The following is a 14,965-nucleotide window of genomic DNA, read 5'->3' as shown; positions in this document are numbered from 1 at the left end:
TCCATGCCCTTTGCCTCCCTCGGTCTGTCCCCTGCCCTCGTCCATGCCGCCCACCAGGCAGGCTTTGCTGCGCCCACGCCCATCCAGGCCGGGGCCATTCCCGCCATCCTGCAGGGGGTGGACCTGCTCGGGGCGGCGCAGACGGGCTCCGGCAAGACCGCAGCCTTCGCCCTGCCCCTGCTGCAACAGCTGCAGCTGAGCGCCACGCAAGGCCCCGGCGGCCCGCGCCGGGTGCGTGCCCTGGTGCTGGTGCCCACGCGCGAGCTGGCCGCCCAGGTGGGCGAGGTGCTGCGCAGCCTGGCCCAGCACCTCTCGCAGCCGCTCAAGGTCGCCATTGTGTTTGGCGGTGTGTCGATCAACCCGCAGATGATGGGCCTGCGCGGCGGCGCCGACATCGTGGTGGCCACGCCGGGCCGCCTGCTGGATTTGGTGGAGCACAACGCGCTGCGCCTGTCCGCCGTGGCCCATCTGGTGCTGGACGAAGCCGACCGCCTGCTGGACCTGGGCTTCACGGAAGAGCTGAACCGCGTGCTGGCCCTGCTGCCCGCCCAGCGGCAGAACCTTTTCTTCTCGGCCACCTTCCCCACCGCCGTGCAGGCGCTGGCCGACGGCCTGCTGAACAACCCGGTGCGCGTGGAGGTACCCCACACGCCCGGCAACGAGCCCGCCATCGAACAGCGCGCCATTGCGGTGGACGCCAGCCGCCGCACGCAGCTGCTGCGCCATCTGGTCAAGGAGCACGGCTGGTCGCGCGTGCTGGTGTTCGTGGCCACGCAGTATGCGGCCGAGCATGTGGCCGAGAAGCTCTACAAGGCCGGCATCTATGCCTCGCCCTTCCATGGCGGCCTGAGCCAGGGTGCGCGCAACCAGGTGCTGCAGGAGTTCAAGGACGAACGCTGGCAGGTGGTGGTGACCACCGACCTGGCCGCGCGCGGCATCGACATTGCGCAGCTGCCCGCCGTGGTCAACTATGACCTGCCCCGTTCGGCCGTGGACTATGTGCACCGCATCGGCCGCACCGGCCGCGCAGGCGAGAGCGGCGTGGCCGTGAGCTTTGTGACCGCCGATGCCGAAGCGCATTTCCGACTGATCGAAAAGCGCCAGCATTTGAGCCTGCCACGCGAGCAGATTGCGGGCTTTGAGCCCACCGAAGCCCCCACGCCCGCATCGGCCACCGATCCGCAAGGCACGGGCGGCATCAAGGGCACACGGCCCAGCAAAAAGGACAAACTGCGCGCCGCGGAGGCTGCGGCGGCGGCAGCCAACCCCAGCACCAATAAAAAAGGCTCCTGAACGGAGCCTTGGCAACTGCGGCGAATCACGGTGGACCGCCCGGGGGGAACCAGGCCGGCGGGGCCGGGTCAGGCCTCGTCGCCATCCTCCTCCATGCCATGGTCCCCTGCCTCACCGGCAGCGCGGGGATGGCGTTTGGCCGGCTTGGCCAGGATTTCGGCATAGAACTGGGCCCCGCCCTCGGCCGCCACCCCGTTGATGAGGCCGGTCAGGGCCGAGAGATGGGCCACGGCTGCATCTTCTTTGGTGCGGCCGAACTGGCAATCAAAGTCCCAGAAATCGGCGCCTTCGGGCAGGTCGCGGCGCCGCTCGCGCTTGATGTATTTGCGGATTTCGTGCTTGACGGCATCCAGAACGCGGTCGCGGTTCTTGCCTTCAACGTGGAGTTGGAAAGTTTTTCTCATGGGCGATGGTACCGCCTGCGGCACCGGCCAGGGCCTGTCACCCGTCCATCCCCCCACGCGCTGGTTCCCAGCCAGGCATCCTGGTGCCACAATGGGGCATTACCTTTGGTTACCGCCAAGTCCGATGTTCCACGACCTCCGTCTGCTGCAAACGCTGCCAGCGGCTGTGCTCGTCACACAGGAAAGCCGCATCCGCTTCGCCAATCCCGCCGGCCTGGATCTGCTGGAGGCCCCTGGCCTGGACAGCCTCATCGGCCGGCTGACTGCGGATTTTGTGCACCCCATGGACCAGGTGCGATCCAGCCACCGCATCCAGCAGGTGACTGTGCCCGAACAGGCGGGGCGTCCCAACAAATCCTCCGAATTCCGCATCCGCACGGCGCTGGGCAACCTGCGCATGGTGCTGGTCAGCAGCGTGGCGATGGAGTGGAACGGCGCCCCCGCCGTGCTCATGTGCGGCATGGACATGACGCACCAAAGCGAGATCGAGGCCCAGCTGCGCGAAAGCGAGCAGAACTTCCGCCGCCTGTTCGACAACCTGCAGGACGTGTACTACCGCACCAATGCCCAGGGCGTGGTGCAGCATGTAGGGCCGGGCGTGCGGCGCGTGCTGGGCTACGAACCCCACGAGATCGAGGGCCGCACGGCCGAGTCCTACTACCCGCAAAGCTCCGACCGCGACGCCTTCAAGGCCGCCATCCTGGCGCATGGCGAGGTCTCGGACTTCCCTGGCCAGATGGTGCGGCGCGACGGCCAGGTGATCGACATCTCCATCAGCAGCCATGCGCTGTATGACCACGCGGGCAATTTCGCGGGCGTGGAGGGCATCTACCGGGATGTCACGCAGCGCAAGAACCTGGAGCGCGAGCTGCAGCGCCTGGCCACCACCGACATGCTCACCGGCATCGCCAACCGCCGCGCATTTCTCGAATGTGCCGAATCGGCATACACCCATTCACGCAACAACGGCGAGCCGCTCACGCTGCTGATGCTGGACCTGGACCATTTCAAGACCATCAACGACCGCTTTGGCCACCTGGAAGGTGACCGGGCCCTGGTGGCATTTGCCCAGGCCGTCAAAAGCCAGCTGCGCGCCAGCGATGCCGTGGGCCGGCTGGGCGGCGAAGAGTTTGGCGTGCTGCTGCCGCTGACCACCCTGGCCGAGGGCCTGGAGGCCGCCACCCGCATCCTGCACAGCGTGCGCGCGCTGCAACTGAGCGACGATGCAGGCCATGCCTATGGCATCACCACCAGCCTGGGCGTGGGCACCTTCCGCCAAAGCGATCGCAGCCTGCGCGACATGCTGGACCGCGCCGACCAGTCCCTGTACCTGGCCAAGCGCCGGGGGCGCAACCAGATTGCCTCGCTCGAAACCTCGGGCGAATAGCGCGGCAGCGGGATAGCGCGGAGTGCCCTGCCCGGCCGGATCGGGGCGGGTTGGCGCACAGCGCGCGCACCGTCACAGACGCATCCGCTCCTGCTGCAGGTTCCACAGGCAGGCGGCAATCCCCAACAGCATCTCCATCACCTGCTCGGCGCCGCCCTGCGACAGCTCCAGGCTGTCGATGATCATGGCCAGCTGGGCAATGGCGTCCTCGGGCGCAGACGCGCCGCCGGTTCTGGCCACTTCGGCAATGGCGATCAATACATCCGTGTGATTCATGGCCACCGTGCTACCGCGCTACCGGCCCACCGGTGCGATGCCACAGAGAGTGCCCGCACGCCTATGCCTGGCGCGCAGCCATGGACAGCTGCGGGCGCAGTGCCGCCCCGGCGGGCAGCGCGGCCTGGGCTTTCTGCCCGGCCGCCAGTGGCAGCCCACCCCGGTGGGGGCCTTCCAGGGCATCCCCGGCCGGGCCCGTGCCGCCGGGCGCCAGCCGGAACTGGTGGATCACCTCCAGCAGGCGGCGGACCTGGTTCTTCACGCCGGTGGAGGCCGACGAGCTGTCGTCCACCAGGGCCGCGTTCTGCTGCGTGGCGGCATCGAGCTGCCGCACGGCCTCGCCGATCTGGGCGATGCCCCGGGCCTGCTCCTGGCCCGCGTCCTTGATCTCGTGGATGAGCGCCAGGACCTGGTTGACATGCTGCACGGTGTTGGCCACGCGCTCGCCGGCCTGGCCCACCAGCGCCGAGCCCCGGCCCACGCCCTGCACGCTGGCCGCGATCAGGCCCCGGATCTCGCGCGCCGCAGTGCTGCTGCGCTGGGACAGGCCCCGCACCTCCCCCGCCACCACGGCAAACCCGCGCCCCTGCTCGCCCGCGCGGGCCGCCTCCACCGCCGCATTGAGGGCCAGCAGGTTGGTCTGGAAGGCGATGTCGTCCATCACCTTGATGATGTCGGTGATCTTCTGCGACTGCAGGTGGATCTCCTGCATGGTGGCCACCACCTCGCGCATCGCGCTGCCGCCCTCGTTGGCCACCTTGCTGGCCTCCTGCGCCAGCTGTGTGGCCCGGTGGGCGTTGTCGGTGTTGTGCTGCACGGTGATGGCAAGCTGCTCCATCGACGCGGCCGTCTCCTGCAGGTTGGAGGCCTGCACCTCCGTGCGGCGTGCCAGGTCCTCCGCGCCACCGGCCATGAGCACGGCGTCCTGCGCCACGGTTTCGGTGCTGTCGCGCACCTCGGTGATGACACGCACCAGCTGCTGGTTCATCTCCCGCAGGGCGCCCAGCAGTTCGGCGGTTTCATCGGTGCCGTGCACCACGATCTGGGCGCTCAGGTCGCCCCCCGCCACGGTGCGGGCCAGCGCCACGGCCTGGCGCAGCGGGCGCGAGATGGACCGCGTGATGACCAGGGCCATCGCCGCCCCCACCAGCAATGCCAGCGCAGTAGCCGCCAGCATCCACACATGGATGCTTTCACTCATGGCCCTGGCGGCGCCAAACTCCTCTTCAGCCACCTGGATCTGCAGGGCCACCAACTGTTCGACCGCCGCCTGCACCTTCGCGGCGTTGGGACGGATCTGGGTGATGTACAGCTCCGAGCCATCGTCGTACTTGCCGGACACCAGCGCCTGCGCGGCGGGCAGCAGCCCCTTGTCCAGGTAGTGGGTGTTGGCGTCGGCAAAGGCCTGAGCCAGGGCTTGCTCCTGCGCGGGCATGGGCTTGGCCACGTAGCCCTCCCACAGGGCGCGGATGCGCTCGACATTGGCCTCCAGCTCCTGGTGGCTGGCCTGCAGGTTGCTGGTGCCCGGGTCCATCAGCATGTCCATGACCAGGACCCGGTTGCGCTGGGTGAGGTGGCTGATCTCCGCCAACACGCCCAGCGGCACCGTGCGGTCGCCATACAGCGCGGCACTGCGCTCGGTCAGGCGCTTGGCGCCGCTGATGCCGCCCGCGGCCAGCGCCGAGATCAGCAGCAGCAGCACGGCGAACGCCAGGGCCAGTCGGGTGCCAATTTTTATCTTTTGAAGCATCTGAAACTCTCGTCAATGGTCCGGCGGCGGCCCGGCAAGGGCGCCACCATCACCTTTTCGCAAGGATGGCAAAACGCCAGGGCCTGGTCGTGCCCGCGCCCCTTTTCGCCAGCGGTCTGCAGCCACGGTAGCGGCCATCAGCAAAAAGATACTATTTGTTTCAAATGACAAAACCATGACGCGGCGGCAAAGACATTTCTGCCCCAAGCCCATCCCAATGGCATATTCTTTTTTTGATAAGCTTGCCGCGCTCCAGGCGCAGCGGCATACCCGCGATGCCGGACGAGAGACTGCAATATTTCAATAAATACAAACACCATTCCAACAAATAACAGAAAAATCCATGAAATATATCTACACCCTCTTTGTACTGTCCTGGACCTTCCTGCTGGCTGGTGAAGCCAGTGCACAGGCCAGCACGCAGGCCGTGACCGGCGCAGGCTCCTCTGCCGCTGCCCCCATCTACCGCAGCTGGGCCAAGGCCTATGCCAAGGCCACGGGCACTCGCGTGGACTACGACTCGATCGGATCCAGCGCCGGCATGAAAAAAATCCAGCAGCAGGCCGTGGGGTTCGGCGCCACCGATGTCTACCCCTCCGACAAGGACCTGATCGACAACGGCCTGCTCGCCCTGCCCGTGGCCATCACCGGCATCAGCCCCATCGTCAACCTGCCCAAGGTGCAAAACGCACAGCTGCGCCTGACGGGCGAGGTGCTGAGCCGCATCTTCATGGGCGAGATCGGCCGCTGGAACGCCCCCGAGATCACCGCCCTGAACCCCGACGCCCCGCTGCCCGACCTGCCCATCAAGGTGGTGGTGCGCGCCGACGGCTCGGGCACCACCTACAACTTTGCGGACTACCTGGGCAAGGTCAGCCCCAAGTGGAAGGCCACCTACGGCACCAAGACCAGCATCCAGTGGCCGCAAGGGGTGCTGGCATTCAAGGGCAGCGACGGCGTGGCCAAGGGCGTGCGCGACACGGTGGGCGCCATCGGCTATGTGGATTTCGGCTACGTGGCCGAATACGGGCTGGCGGCAGTGCAAATGAAGAATGCCGACGGTGTTTTCGTGAAGCCCTCCATCGATGCCTTCAAATCCGCACTGGCCAACAGCGAATGGCCGGCCACCGGCGCCTTCAACAACACGCTGACGCAGAAACCCGGCAGAGCCGTGTGGCCCATTACCATGGGCACATTTGTGGTGTTCCCCAAGGTCACCCAGAACACCGAGCAGACCACGCAGGCCCTCAAATTCATTATCTGGTCGTTTGTCAATGGCGACACCCTGGTCCATGAGAACAATTTCGTGCGCCTGCCCGACCGGGTGCAAGCATCGGCATTCCGGGTGATTACCTCCATCCGCGATCAAAATGGCACACCGCTGGGCATGAGTTTGATTTCTTCATCGGCTCCCCTGCAGCCCTGATTTTTTTCCTGCATATTTTTTATTCACCGATCCGATTATTTTGAAACCCGACCGGCCCTTTATCTGAAGGGCCGTGTTCGTTCAAAAAACCCCCTCAGCCTGAAGGATGGCAGGCAAGACCCCCATGGAAATCGAATTCAAGTTCTGCATTCCCCCCGACCGGCTGGCCGCCGTGCAGGCGGCCGTGCGCCGGGGCGCCTGGGCATTGGTCCGCATGGAGGCACGCTATTTCGACACCCCCGACGCGGCCCTGTCGTCCCGGGGCATCGCCTTGCGGCTGCGCCGCGAGGGCGAGCAGTGGGTGCAGACCGTCAAGGCCCTGGGCGATGGCCCCCTGGACCGTGAAGAACACAACGTGGTTCTGGACCAGGCCCCCTCCAGCCCCGCGCCCCGCCCCGAGCTGCATGCGGGCTCGGTGGCCGGCGCCCGGCTGCTGGCGGCCCTGCAAACGGCCCAAGGGCCCCTGGCAGAAACCTATGGCACCGAGATGGACCGCGTGACGCGGGACATCGCCGTCCCCGGCGGCGTGGTCGAGCTGGCCCTGGACACCGGGCGGGTGGTGGCCCACCGGGGCACACCGCAGCAAAAGGAAGCCCGCATCTGCGAGCTGGAGCTGGAACTCACCACCGGGCCCGTGGCGGGGCTCGCCGCCCTGGCCACCCGCTGGGCCACGCGGCACGGGCTGTATCTCAGCACGGTGTCCAAGGCCGAGCGCGGCGAACGGCTGCTGGCCGCGCAGTGGGCCCGGCCCGCCATCCGGGCCGGGGCCATGGACGCTGGCGCCGGCCGCACCCGCAACAAACACTTTCTGCAGGGCCCGGCCCTGCAGCGGGCCGTGGTCGCCCATTGCCTGCAGCAGGTGCTGGGCAATGCCAGCGAGATCGCGGAAGGCACGGGCACCGAAGAACATGTGCACCAGCTGCGCATCGGCATCCGCCGCCTGCGCACCGCCCTGCGCGAGCTGGCGCCGCTGGCCCCCGGCCGGTTCGACCCGGCCTGGGAGCCGCCGCTGGTCGCGGTGTTCCAGCGCCTGGGCCAATGGCGCGACCAGGGCCTGGTGCTGCGCTCCATCAGTGCCCAGCTGCACACCGCCGGCGCACCGGCGCTAGGGGACACGGACGATGGCAGGCCCGCAACAGCCTCCGATGCCGTGGACCCGGCGGTGGCAGGCCTGCTGTGCACGGCCGCATTCCAGACGGCCCTGATCGGCCTGATGGCCTTCACCGCCCCAGGCCATGGCAGCGACACCGCAGCAGACGATGCGCCCCCCTTGGACGCCAAGGACACCCGCCGCCTGCTGCAAAAGCGCCTGCGGCACCTGCATGCCCAGGTGCACGAAGGCGCACAGGGCTTTGCCGCCCTGCCCGTGCCAGAGCAGCACCGCCTGCGCAAGCGCCTCAAGCGCCTGCGCTACCTCACCGAATTCGTGGCACCGGCGCTGGATGCCCAAAGCGCCCCCTTCCTGGACAGCCTGCAGCCCGCCCTGTCGGCCCTGGGCCAACTGAGCGATGAGCGCGTGGCCCAGGTGCGGTATGGCAACCTGGCGGCCGCCACCAACGCCCCCGGGGCCTGGTTTGGCCTGGGCTGGCTGGCCGCACGCCGGGCGCAGACGGTGGCCGCCTGCGAAGCGGCCTTGTCCCACCTGGGCGAAGCGCCCCGCCTGCGCAAAAGCGGCTTGCGCTGAGGCCTTCAAACCCAGGGCCCAGGCAAGGCACGCGGCACAATGCCCGGCATGACGGCCTCTCCCCCACCCCGGCGCGCGCGCCCACCGGCACGCACCGCCCACCACCCCACCCCCGACAAGGACCAGATTGCACTGCTGGAACCCTTTGAACGCCTGGGCACCGACCGCATCGCGCTGGTCAGCACTCCCGCACAGGCCGACCAGGCCTGCGCCGCGCTCGCGGCCGCCACCGCCTGGGGCTTTGACACCGAATCCAAGCCCACCTTTGTGCAGGGCGAGGTGTCGGACGGCCCCCACATCGTGCAACTGGCCACCCTGGACCACGCCTGGGTCTTCCAGCTGCACGACGCCGGCTGCCGCGCGCGCGTGGCCGAGCTGTTGGCGCTGCGCGGCGTGACCAAGGCGGGTTTTGGCCTGGGTGACGACACCAAGCGCATTGAGTCCAAGCTGGGGGTGCAGCCCAGCGACGTGCTGGAGCTGAACACCGTGTTCCGCCAGCGGGGCTACCGCAAGGACATGGGCGTGAAAGGCGCGGTGGCCGTGCTGTTCAACCGGCGCTTCATCAAGTCCAAGAAGGCCGCCACCTCCAACTGGTCCAACGAAAGGCTCACCGAGGCCCAGCTGGTCTATGCCGCCAACGACGCCTGGGCAGCGCTGCGCGTGTTCCATGCGCTGCACGGCACGGCGCCGTCAACCCATCCACTATCAAAATAAGAGCTTTTAGCGCTTATCCATCAAGCGCTAGAGCCATTTTTACTCCATATCCGGCGTCAGACCGAATCACAGGCGCGCCGCCAAGCGCGCCGCCTGGTCGATGGCGCGCTTGGCGTCCAGCTCGCCCGCCTCCAGCGCGCCACCAATCAGGTGAGGCTTGCGGCCCTGGGCCTCCAGGTCCTGCGCCAGGCTGCGCAAAGGCACCTGCCCCGCGCACAGCACCACGGTGTCGCAGGCGATCCAGGTGGGGTCTTCGCGCTTTTCGCCGTAGGACACCAGCAGGCCCTTGTCGGCAATGCGCTCGTAGTTCACGCCGCCCACCATCTCCACCGCTTTCATCTTGAGCACCGTGCGGTGGATCCAGCCCGTGGTCTTGCCCAGGCCGCCGCCCAGCTTGCCCTTCTTGCGCTGCAGCAGCGTCACCTGCCGCACGGGCGGCGTGGCGCGCGGCCCCGTGGGGGCCAGGCCGCCGCGTGCCTCGCCCGGGTCGGTGATGCCCCACTCGGCCTGCCAGGCGCTCAGGTCGAGCGTGGTGGACGGGTGCCCGCCATGCGTGAGGAACTCCGCCACGTCAAAGCCGATGCCGCCCGCGCCCACGATGGCCACGCGCTCGCCCACGGGTTTTCCGTGGCGCAGCACGTCGATGTAGCTCAGCACCTTGGGGTGGTCCTGGCCGGGGATCTGCGGGTCGCGCGGCAGCACGCCTGTGGCAATCACCACCTCGTCGAAGCCTGCCAGGTCTGCGGCATCGACCTTGCGGTTGAGGTGCAGTTGAACGCCCGTGTCCTCCACGCGGGTGGCCAGGTAGCGCAGCATTTCGTGGAACTCCTCCTTGCCCGGGATCACCTTGGCCATGTTGAGCTGGCCGCCGATGGCGGGCGCCGCGTCGAACAGGTGCACCTCGTGCCCGCGCTCGGCCGACACGGTGGCGGCGGTCAGGCCCGCAGGCCCGGCGCCCACCACGGCAATGCGCTTGCGCTGTGTCGCCTGCCGGTACACCAGCTCGGTCTCATGGCAGGCACGGGGGTTGACGAGGCAGCTGCTGGTCTTGTTCTGGAACACATGGTCCAGGCAGGCCTGGTTGCAGGCGATGCAGGTGTTGATGCGATCGGCCCGGCCCTCGGCGGCCTTCTTCACGAAGGCGGCGTCGGCCAGCAGCGGACGCGCCATCGACACCATGTCGGCACAGCCGTCGGCCAGCACCTGCTCTGCCACCTCGGGCGTGTTGATGCGGTTGGAGGTGACCAGGGGCGTGGCAATGCCCGCGGCCGCAAACTCGGCCTTCATCTTCTGCGTGACCCAGGCAAACGCCGCACGCGGCACGCTGGTGGCGATGGTGGGCACCCGCGCCTCGTGCCAGCCGATGCCGGTGTTGACGATGCTGGCGCCGCCCGTGGCCACGGCCTTGCCCAGGGTGACGATCTCGTCCCAGCTGCTGCCGCCGGGCACCAGATCGATCATCGACAGGCGGTAGATGATGATGAAGTCCGGCCCCACCGCCTCGCGCATGCGGGCGAGGATCTCCACCGGCAGGCGCATGCGCTGGCTGTAGTCGCCACCCCAGGCATCGCGCCGCAGGTTGGTGGCCTGCGACAGGAACTGGTTGATGAAGTAGCCCTCCGAGCCCATCACCTCCACGCCGTCGTACCCGGCCTCGCGCGCCTTCACGGCGCAGTTCACGAAGGCGCGGATCTGCCGCTCCACCCCGCGCGCTGACAGCGCAAACGGCGTGAACGGCGAAATGGGCGACTGCACGCGCGACGGCGCCACCGCCAGCGGGTGGTAGGCGTAGCGGCCCGTGTGCAGGATCTGCAGCGCGATCTTGCCGCCCGCCCCGTGCACCGCGTCGGTCACCACGCGGTGGCGCTTGGCCGCGCCCGAGGTCGACAAAGTGCCCGCAAACGGCTTGGCCCAGCCCGCGATGTTGGGCGCAAAGCCGCCGGTCACGATCAGGCCCACATCCCCCTCGGCCCGCTCGCGGAAGTACGCCGCCATGCGCGACAGGTCGCGCCCGTCCTCCAGCCCCGTATGCATGGAGCCCATGAGCACCCGGTTCTTGAGGGTGGTGAAGCCCAGGTCGAGCGGGGCCAGAAGGTGCGGGTACAGGGCCGCGCCGGGCGCACGGGGCACGTTGGCAAAGGCGGAAGGGATCACGTGGGCAGAAGCGGACATGGAGGACACCGTGGAATTAGAAAAATTTTCTAGAACTTTATTCTAGAATCACACCCCATGGCAAGCCGCACGCCCCCGACCCTGACCACCGCCCCCGCCGAGCCCGCACCCGACCGGCGCCAGGAGATCCTGAACGCCGCCCTCGCCTGCGCGGCCGACGGCGGAGTCGACGCCGTCAGCATTGACGGCGTGCGTGCGCACTGCGGCGCGAGCGTGGGCAGCATTTACCACCACTTCGGCAACCGCGACGGCATCGTGGCCGCGCTGTTCTTCGACATCTTTCACGACCAGTCGCGCGCCGTGCAGGCGCAACTGGACGCCGCCCTGGGCGTGGAGGCGGGCGTGCGGGCGCTGGTCACGGGTTATCTGGACTGGGTGGTGGCGCAGCCCGAGCGGGCGCGCTTCTTGTTCCAGGCGCGGGGCGCCGTGGCTGCGGGCCCGCGCACGCCCGACCTGGCCGATGCCGCCCGCCGCCGCAACCAGGCGCTGGTGGCCTGGTTCGAGCCCCACCGCCGCGCCGGCGCAGTGCGCGATCTGCCCTGCGAGCTGATGCCCTCGCTGGTAATGGGCCCGGTGCAGAGCTACTGCCGGGCGTGGCTGTCGGGCAATGCAGGCCCGGACGGCCTGCCCTCGCCCACTACGTACCGCGCTGAATTGGCAGATGCGGCGTGGCGGGCTGTGCGGGTCTGATACCGCCCGATCCAACAAAAAAACCGTTCACGCTGAGCCAATCGAAGCGCCGCGCAAGGCGTCGGCAAGCCAACCCGAACGGGGGTGGGTGGTGGCGAGCGATGGCAAGAACCCGCGTGAGGCGTGCGCGCCGGATCAGTAGTGCGGCGGCAGCTCGTCGCGCAGATTGCGCGGCGCGGCCATGCCGCCACCTTCAGGCACCTGCCGGCGCAGCTGGATGACGTCCTGCGCAAGCCGGTCGATCAACTCCTGCTGGCGGTAGATGGTCATATTGAGCTGGTCCAGCAGGTCTTCGGTGAAGCTGGCCTTGATCTCCAGGCTTTCCAGCCGCTCGATGATCTGCTGCTGGGCGTCGTCCATCACACCGCCTGCCCGAGGCGCGCCACGCCTTCGCGGATCTTGTCCACATCGGCCGTGGCAAACGACAGGCGGAAGGTGGCGTGATCGGGGTTGGCGCAGAAGAACGGCGTGCCGGGCACAAACGCCACACCCTTCTCGATGGCACGTTTGGCCAGCACATTGCCATCGGCCACCTTGCCGCCCGCACCGGTCAGGCGCGCCCACACGAACAGGCCGCCCTGGGGCTGCACGAATTCGATGGCATCGCCCAGTTCCTTGCGCAGCGCATCGCCCATGGCCTGGGCGCGCTCGGCGTACACCTTGCGCACATGGGCCAGCGTGCCGGGCATGCGGCCGGCCTTGAGGTACTGCGCGGCCGTGGCCTGCGCAAAGGTGCTGGTGTGCGCATCGCTGAACTGCTTGCACATGGTGGCCTTGGCCAGCAGCTCGGCCGGGGCGATCATCCAGCCCACGCGCAGGCCGGGCGAGAGCACCTTGCTCAGGCTGCCGCAGTGCACCAGCAGCTCGCGGCTGCCGGGCATGCTGGCCGACAAATTGAGCAGGCTGGGGGGTGGGGCCTCGCCAAAGTACAGGTCGCCGTAGGGGTCGTCCTCGACGATCAGGGTGTTGTGCTTGACGGCCATCTCCAGCACGGCCTTGCGGCGCTCGGCGCTCAGCATGGCGCCGCTGGGGTTGCCGAAGGTGGGGATGAGGTAGACGAACTTGGGCTTGTGCTCAGCGATGAGCTTTTCCAGCTCATCGGTCTTCACGCCGTTGCCGTCGATGGGCGCGCTGATCAGCTCGGCGCCGTACAGGCGAAAGCACTGGATGGTGGCCAGGAAGGTCGGGCCTTCCACGATGACCTTGTCGCCGGGGCTGATGAGCGTCTTGCCCAGCAGGTCCAGCGCCTGCTGGCTGCCGGTGGTGACGATAAGGTTATCGGCCGCGACTGCCGTGGCGCCCTTGGATGCCATGAAGGCGGCCAGTTGCTCGCGCAGCGGGTTGTAGCCCTCGGTGGCGCCGTACTGCAGGGCCGCACCGGGTTCTTCGGCCAGGGCGGCGTTGCTGGCCGCGCGGATGCCTTCCACGTCGAACATCGCGCTGTCCGGGAAGCCGCCCGCAAAACTGATGATGCCGGGCTTGCCCAGCAGCTTGAAAAGCTCGCGGATGGCGGAGGTTTCTACGTTGTTCAGGCGGTCGGCAAATTGCATGGCGTGGACAGGGGGGTTGGCAAAGAGATGCTGCATTGTCGCCAATTGGCGAGCAGGTTTCCTGCGGACTACACTGCCAGGCCACTCCGCAAGACCCCCATGCCCCTCGAAATCCGCCAACTGCCCCGCATGCGCCTGGCCTACATGCGCCAGACCGGCCCCTACGGCCCCTCGCTCACGCAGCTGTGGGACCGCTTCGGCCAATGGTGCGCGGCCCATGGCCTGAGCGAGCCGCGCCCCAAGTACTATGGCATCAGCCTGGACAACCCCGCCTGCACCCCGCCCGCGCAGTGCCGCTACGACGCCTGCGTGCAGGTGGGCGTGGGCCTGCGCACGGGCACCGAGGCACTGGTGCAGGACTTTCCGGGCGGCGACTATGCCTGCATGTACTTTGTGGGCACGGGCCCGGAGATCGGTGCAGCCTGGGCCCGCATGATGGCCCCGGGGCAGATCCCCGCAGGCTGGGAGCCCGCAGCGCGGCCCGCCGTGGAGGTCTACGACGAGAACTTCGCCGTCAACCCCGCCACGGGCGCGTTTCCGTGCTGGCTGTGCCTGGCGGTGCAGCGCACCGCCTGACCCCCGCGCCGCCAGCCCATCAATCGACGCGGATGTCCGCCCGCGCCGCCACGGCGCGCATCAGCGGCAGTTCGCGCTCGATGCGGGCGCGCAGTGCATCGCCATTGCCCCAGGCCGGGGTCATGCCGATGTCCACCAGCTTCTTCTTGAATTCGGCGGACGCCATGGTGTCGGCCAGGGCCTTCTCCAGCTTCTTGTGCACCGGTGCCGGCAGGCCTGCAGGGGCGACGAACGCAAACCACGAGCCCATATCGAAGCCCGGGTAGCCGCTCTCGGCCACCGTGGGCACGTTGGGCAGCAGCGCCAGGCGCTGCGGGCTCAGCACGGCGATGGCCTTGATCTTGCCGGCCTTGATGAGCGGGGTGGAGGCCACCACCGTGTCCACCGCCAGCTGCACCTGCCCGCCCATCAGCGCAGTCAGGTTGGGCGAGCTGCCGTTGAAGGGCACATGCAGCATCGGAAAGCCCGCGGTGGCCTTGAGCATCTCGGCACCAAAGTGCACCGACGAGCCCGTGCCGTAGGAGCCGTACGAGAACTTGTCCGGCGCGGCCTTGGCCTGCGCCACGATGTCCTTGAGCGTGCTGCCCTGCACCTCGTTGTGGGCCACCAGCAGCAGGCCCATGTCGGCCACCATGCCGATGGGCGTGAAGCTGCGAACGGGGTCGTAGGGCAGGTTGGTGCGGATGGCGGGGTTCATGGTGAGCGTGGTGTTGGCGCCCAGCAGCAGGGTGTAGCCGTCGGCCGGGGCCTTGGCCACCAGCGACGCGGCCACCACCGTCCCGGCACCGGGCCTGTTTTCCACCACCACCGGCTGGCCCAGCCGCTCGCCCATGGCCGTGGCCAGCAGGCGCCCCAGGATGTCCGTGGCGCCGCCGGGCGCAAACGGAACGACAAGCTTCACAGGCCGGTCGGGATAGGCCTGCGCCCAGGACACGGCGGGCGCCGCCAGCACGAACGCACTGGCCAGAAGACACGAGACAAAGCGGGAGCGCGGCAGGGACATGGGGGTTCTCCGGTCAAAAAACTGCGGGAAAGGCGGCAGG

At 68.3% G+C, this 14,965-nt stretch carries 14 protein-coding genes; 7 read left to right on the top strand and 7 right to left on the bottom strand.

Going from position 1 to position 14,965, the window contains the following annotated elements:
• Positions 1 to 3: 3 nt before the first annotated feature.
• Positions 4 to 1,293: a DEAD/DEAH box helicase gene (locus DBV10_RS09770; protein ID WP_124513027.1), complete on the top strand. Its 1,290-nt coding sequence runs from the start codon at positions 4 to 6 to the stop codon at positions 1,291 to 1,293.
• A 68-nt stretch (positions 1,294 to 1,361) separates the two neighbouring features.
• On the opposite strand, the gene DBV10_RS09765 is transcribed toward DBV10_RS09770, so the two are convergent.
• Positions 1,362 to 1,697, bottom strand: a complete 336-nt coding sequence (locus tag DBV10_RS09765; protein ID WP_124513025.1) for a DUF6172 family protein — start codon at positions 1,695 to 1,697, stop codon at positions 1,362 to 1,364.
• A gap of 124 nt (positions 1,698 to 1,821) precedes the next feature.
• Here DBV10_RS09765 and DBV10_RS09760 point away from each other — a divergent pair, with 124 nt between their 5' ends.
• Complete coding sequence (locus tag DBV10_RS09760) at positions 1,822 to 3,084, top strand: sensor domain-containing diguanylate cyclase (protein ID WP_124513023.1); 1,263 nt, start codon at positions 1,822 to 1,824, stop codon at positions 3,082 to 3,084.
• Positions 3,085 to 3,156: 72 nt separating this feature from the next.
• Here DBV10_RS09760 and DBV10_RS09755 read toward each other — a convergent pair whose 3' ends face one another.
• Together DBV10_RS09755 and DBV10_RS09750 are read right to left on the bottom strand one after the other, a co-directional pair.
• Positions 3,157 to 3,360, bottom strand: a complete 204-nt coding sequence (locus DBV10_RS09755; protein WP_124513021.1) for a hypothetical protein — start codon at positions 3,358 to 3,360, stop codon at positions 3,157 to 3,159.
• A 61-nt stretch (positions 3,361 to 3,421) separates the two neighbouring features.
• Positions 3,422 to 5,110 carry a methyl-accepting chemotaxis protein gene (locus DBV10_RS09750; RefSeq protein ID WP_124513019.1) on the bottom strand — a complete coding sequence of 563 codons (1,689 nt, stop codon included), beginning with the start codon at positions 5,108 to 5,110 and terminating at the stop codon, positions 3,422 to 3,424.
• A 343-nt stretch (positions 5,111 to 5,453) separates the two neighbouring features.
• On the opposite strand from DBV10_RS09750, the gene pstS reads away from it, so the two are divergent.
• The 3 genes from pstS to DBV10_RS09735 all read left to right on the top strand — a co-directional run bounded on the left by pstS (position 5,454) and on the right by DBV10_RS09735 (position 8,934).
• Positions 5,454 to 6,536 (top strand): phosphate ABC transporter substrate-binding protein PstS, encoded by a 1,083-nt coding sequence (gene pstS / locus DBV10_RS09745; RefSeq protein ID WP_124513017.1) that lies wholly within the window; start codon positions 5,454 to 5,456, stop codon positions 6,534 to 6,536.
• Positions 6,537 to 6,660: 124 nt separating this feature from the next.
• The gene (locus DBV10_RS09740) at positions 6,661 to 8,220 is read left to right on the top strand and encodes a CYTH and CHAD domain-containing protein (protein WP_124513015.1); all 1,560 of its coding nucleotides are present in this window, start codon (positions 6,661 to 6,663) and stop codon (positions 8,218 to 8,220) included.
• Positions 8,221 to 8,268: 48 nt separating this feature from the next.
• Positions 8,269 to 8,934 (top strand): 3'-5' exonuclease, encoded by a 666-nt coding sequence (locus tag DBV10_RS09735; RefSeq protein WP_233589869.1) that lies wholly within the window; start codon positions 8,269 to 8,271, stop codon positions 8,932 to 8,934.
• A gap of 66 nt (positions 8,935 to 9,000) precedes the next feature.
• On the opposite strand, the gene DBV10_RS09730 is transcribed toward DBV10_RS09735, so the two are convergent.
• A complete protein-coding gene (locus DBV10_RS09730) occupies positions 9,001 to 11,106 on the bottom strand; it encodes an NADPH-dependent 2,4-dienoyl-CoA reductase (RefSeq protein WP_124513011.1) in 2,106 nt (701 codons plus the stop codon).
• Between the two features lie 57 nt (positions 11,107 to 11,163).
• On the opposite strand from DBV10_RS09730, the gene DBV10_RS09725 reads away from it, so the two are divergent.
• Positions 11,164 to 11,796 carry a TetR/AcrR family transcriptional regulator gene (locus DBV10_RS09725; protein WP_124513009.1) on the top strand — a complete coding sequence of 211 codons (633 nt, stop codon included), beginning with the start codon at positions 11,164 to 11,166 and terminating at the stop codon, positions 11,794 to 11,796.
• Between the two features lie 135 nt (positions 11,797 to 11,931).
• Here the strand turns inward: DBV10_RS09725 and DBV10_RS09720 are convergent, their stop codons facing one another.
• Both DBV10_RS09720 and DBV10_RS09715 read right to left on the bottom strand, forming a co-directional pair.
• The gene (locus DBV10_RS09720) at positions 11,932 to 12,156 is read right to left on the bottom strand and encodes a SlyX family protein (protein WP_124513007.1); all 225 of its coding nucleotides are present in this window, start codon (positions 12,154 to 12,156) and stop codon (positions 11,932 to 11,934) included.
• On the bottom strand, positions 12,156 to 13,346 hold the full coding sequence (locus DBV10_RS09715; protein ID WP_124513005.1) for a PLP-dependent aminotransferase family protein: 1,191 nt from the start codon (positions 13,344 to 13,346) through the stop codon (positions 12,156 to 12,158). The genes DBV10_RS09720 and DBV10_RS09715 overlap by 1 nt, the downstream gene beginning before the upstream one ends.
• Before the next feature lie 99 nt (positions 13,347 to 13,445).
• Between DBV10_RS09715 and DBV10_RS09710 the strand changes: the two genes are divergently transcribed.
• Positions 13,446 to 13,922 (top strand): GyrI-like domain-containing protein, encoded by a 477-nt coding sequence (locus DBV10_RS09710; RefSeq protein ID WP_124513003.1) that lies wholly within the window; start codon positions 13,446 to 13,448, stop codon positions 13,920 to 13,922.
• Between the two features lie 19 nt (positions 13,923 to 13,941).
• Here the strand turns inward: DBV10_RS09710 and DBV10_RS09705 are convergent, their stop codons facing one another.
• The gene (locus tag DBV10_RS09705) at positions 13,942 to 14,925 is read right to left on the bottom strand and encodes a tripartite tricarboxylate transporter substrate binding protein (protein WP_124513001.1); all 984 of its coding nucleotides are present in this window, start codon (positions 14,923 to 14,925) and stop codon (positions 13,942 to 13,944) included.
• Positions 14,926 to 14,965 lie beyond the last annotated feature (40 nt).

Source organism: Acidovorax sp. FJL06 (assembly GCF_003852545.1).
Classification (GTDB): Bacteria; Pseudomonadota; Gammaproteobacteria; order Burkholderiales; family Burkholderiaceae_C; genus Acidovorax.
The sequence above is the reverse complement of the archived record's forward strand: the minus strand, read 5'-3'. Positions and strand labels throughout refer to the sequence as shown.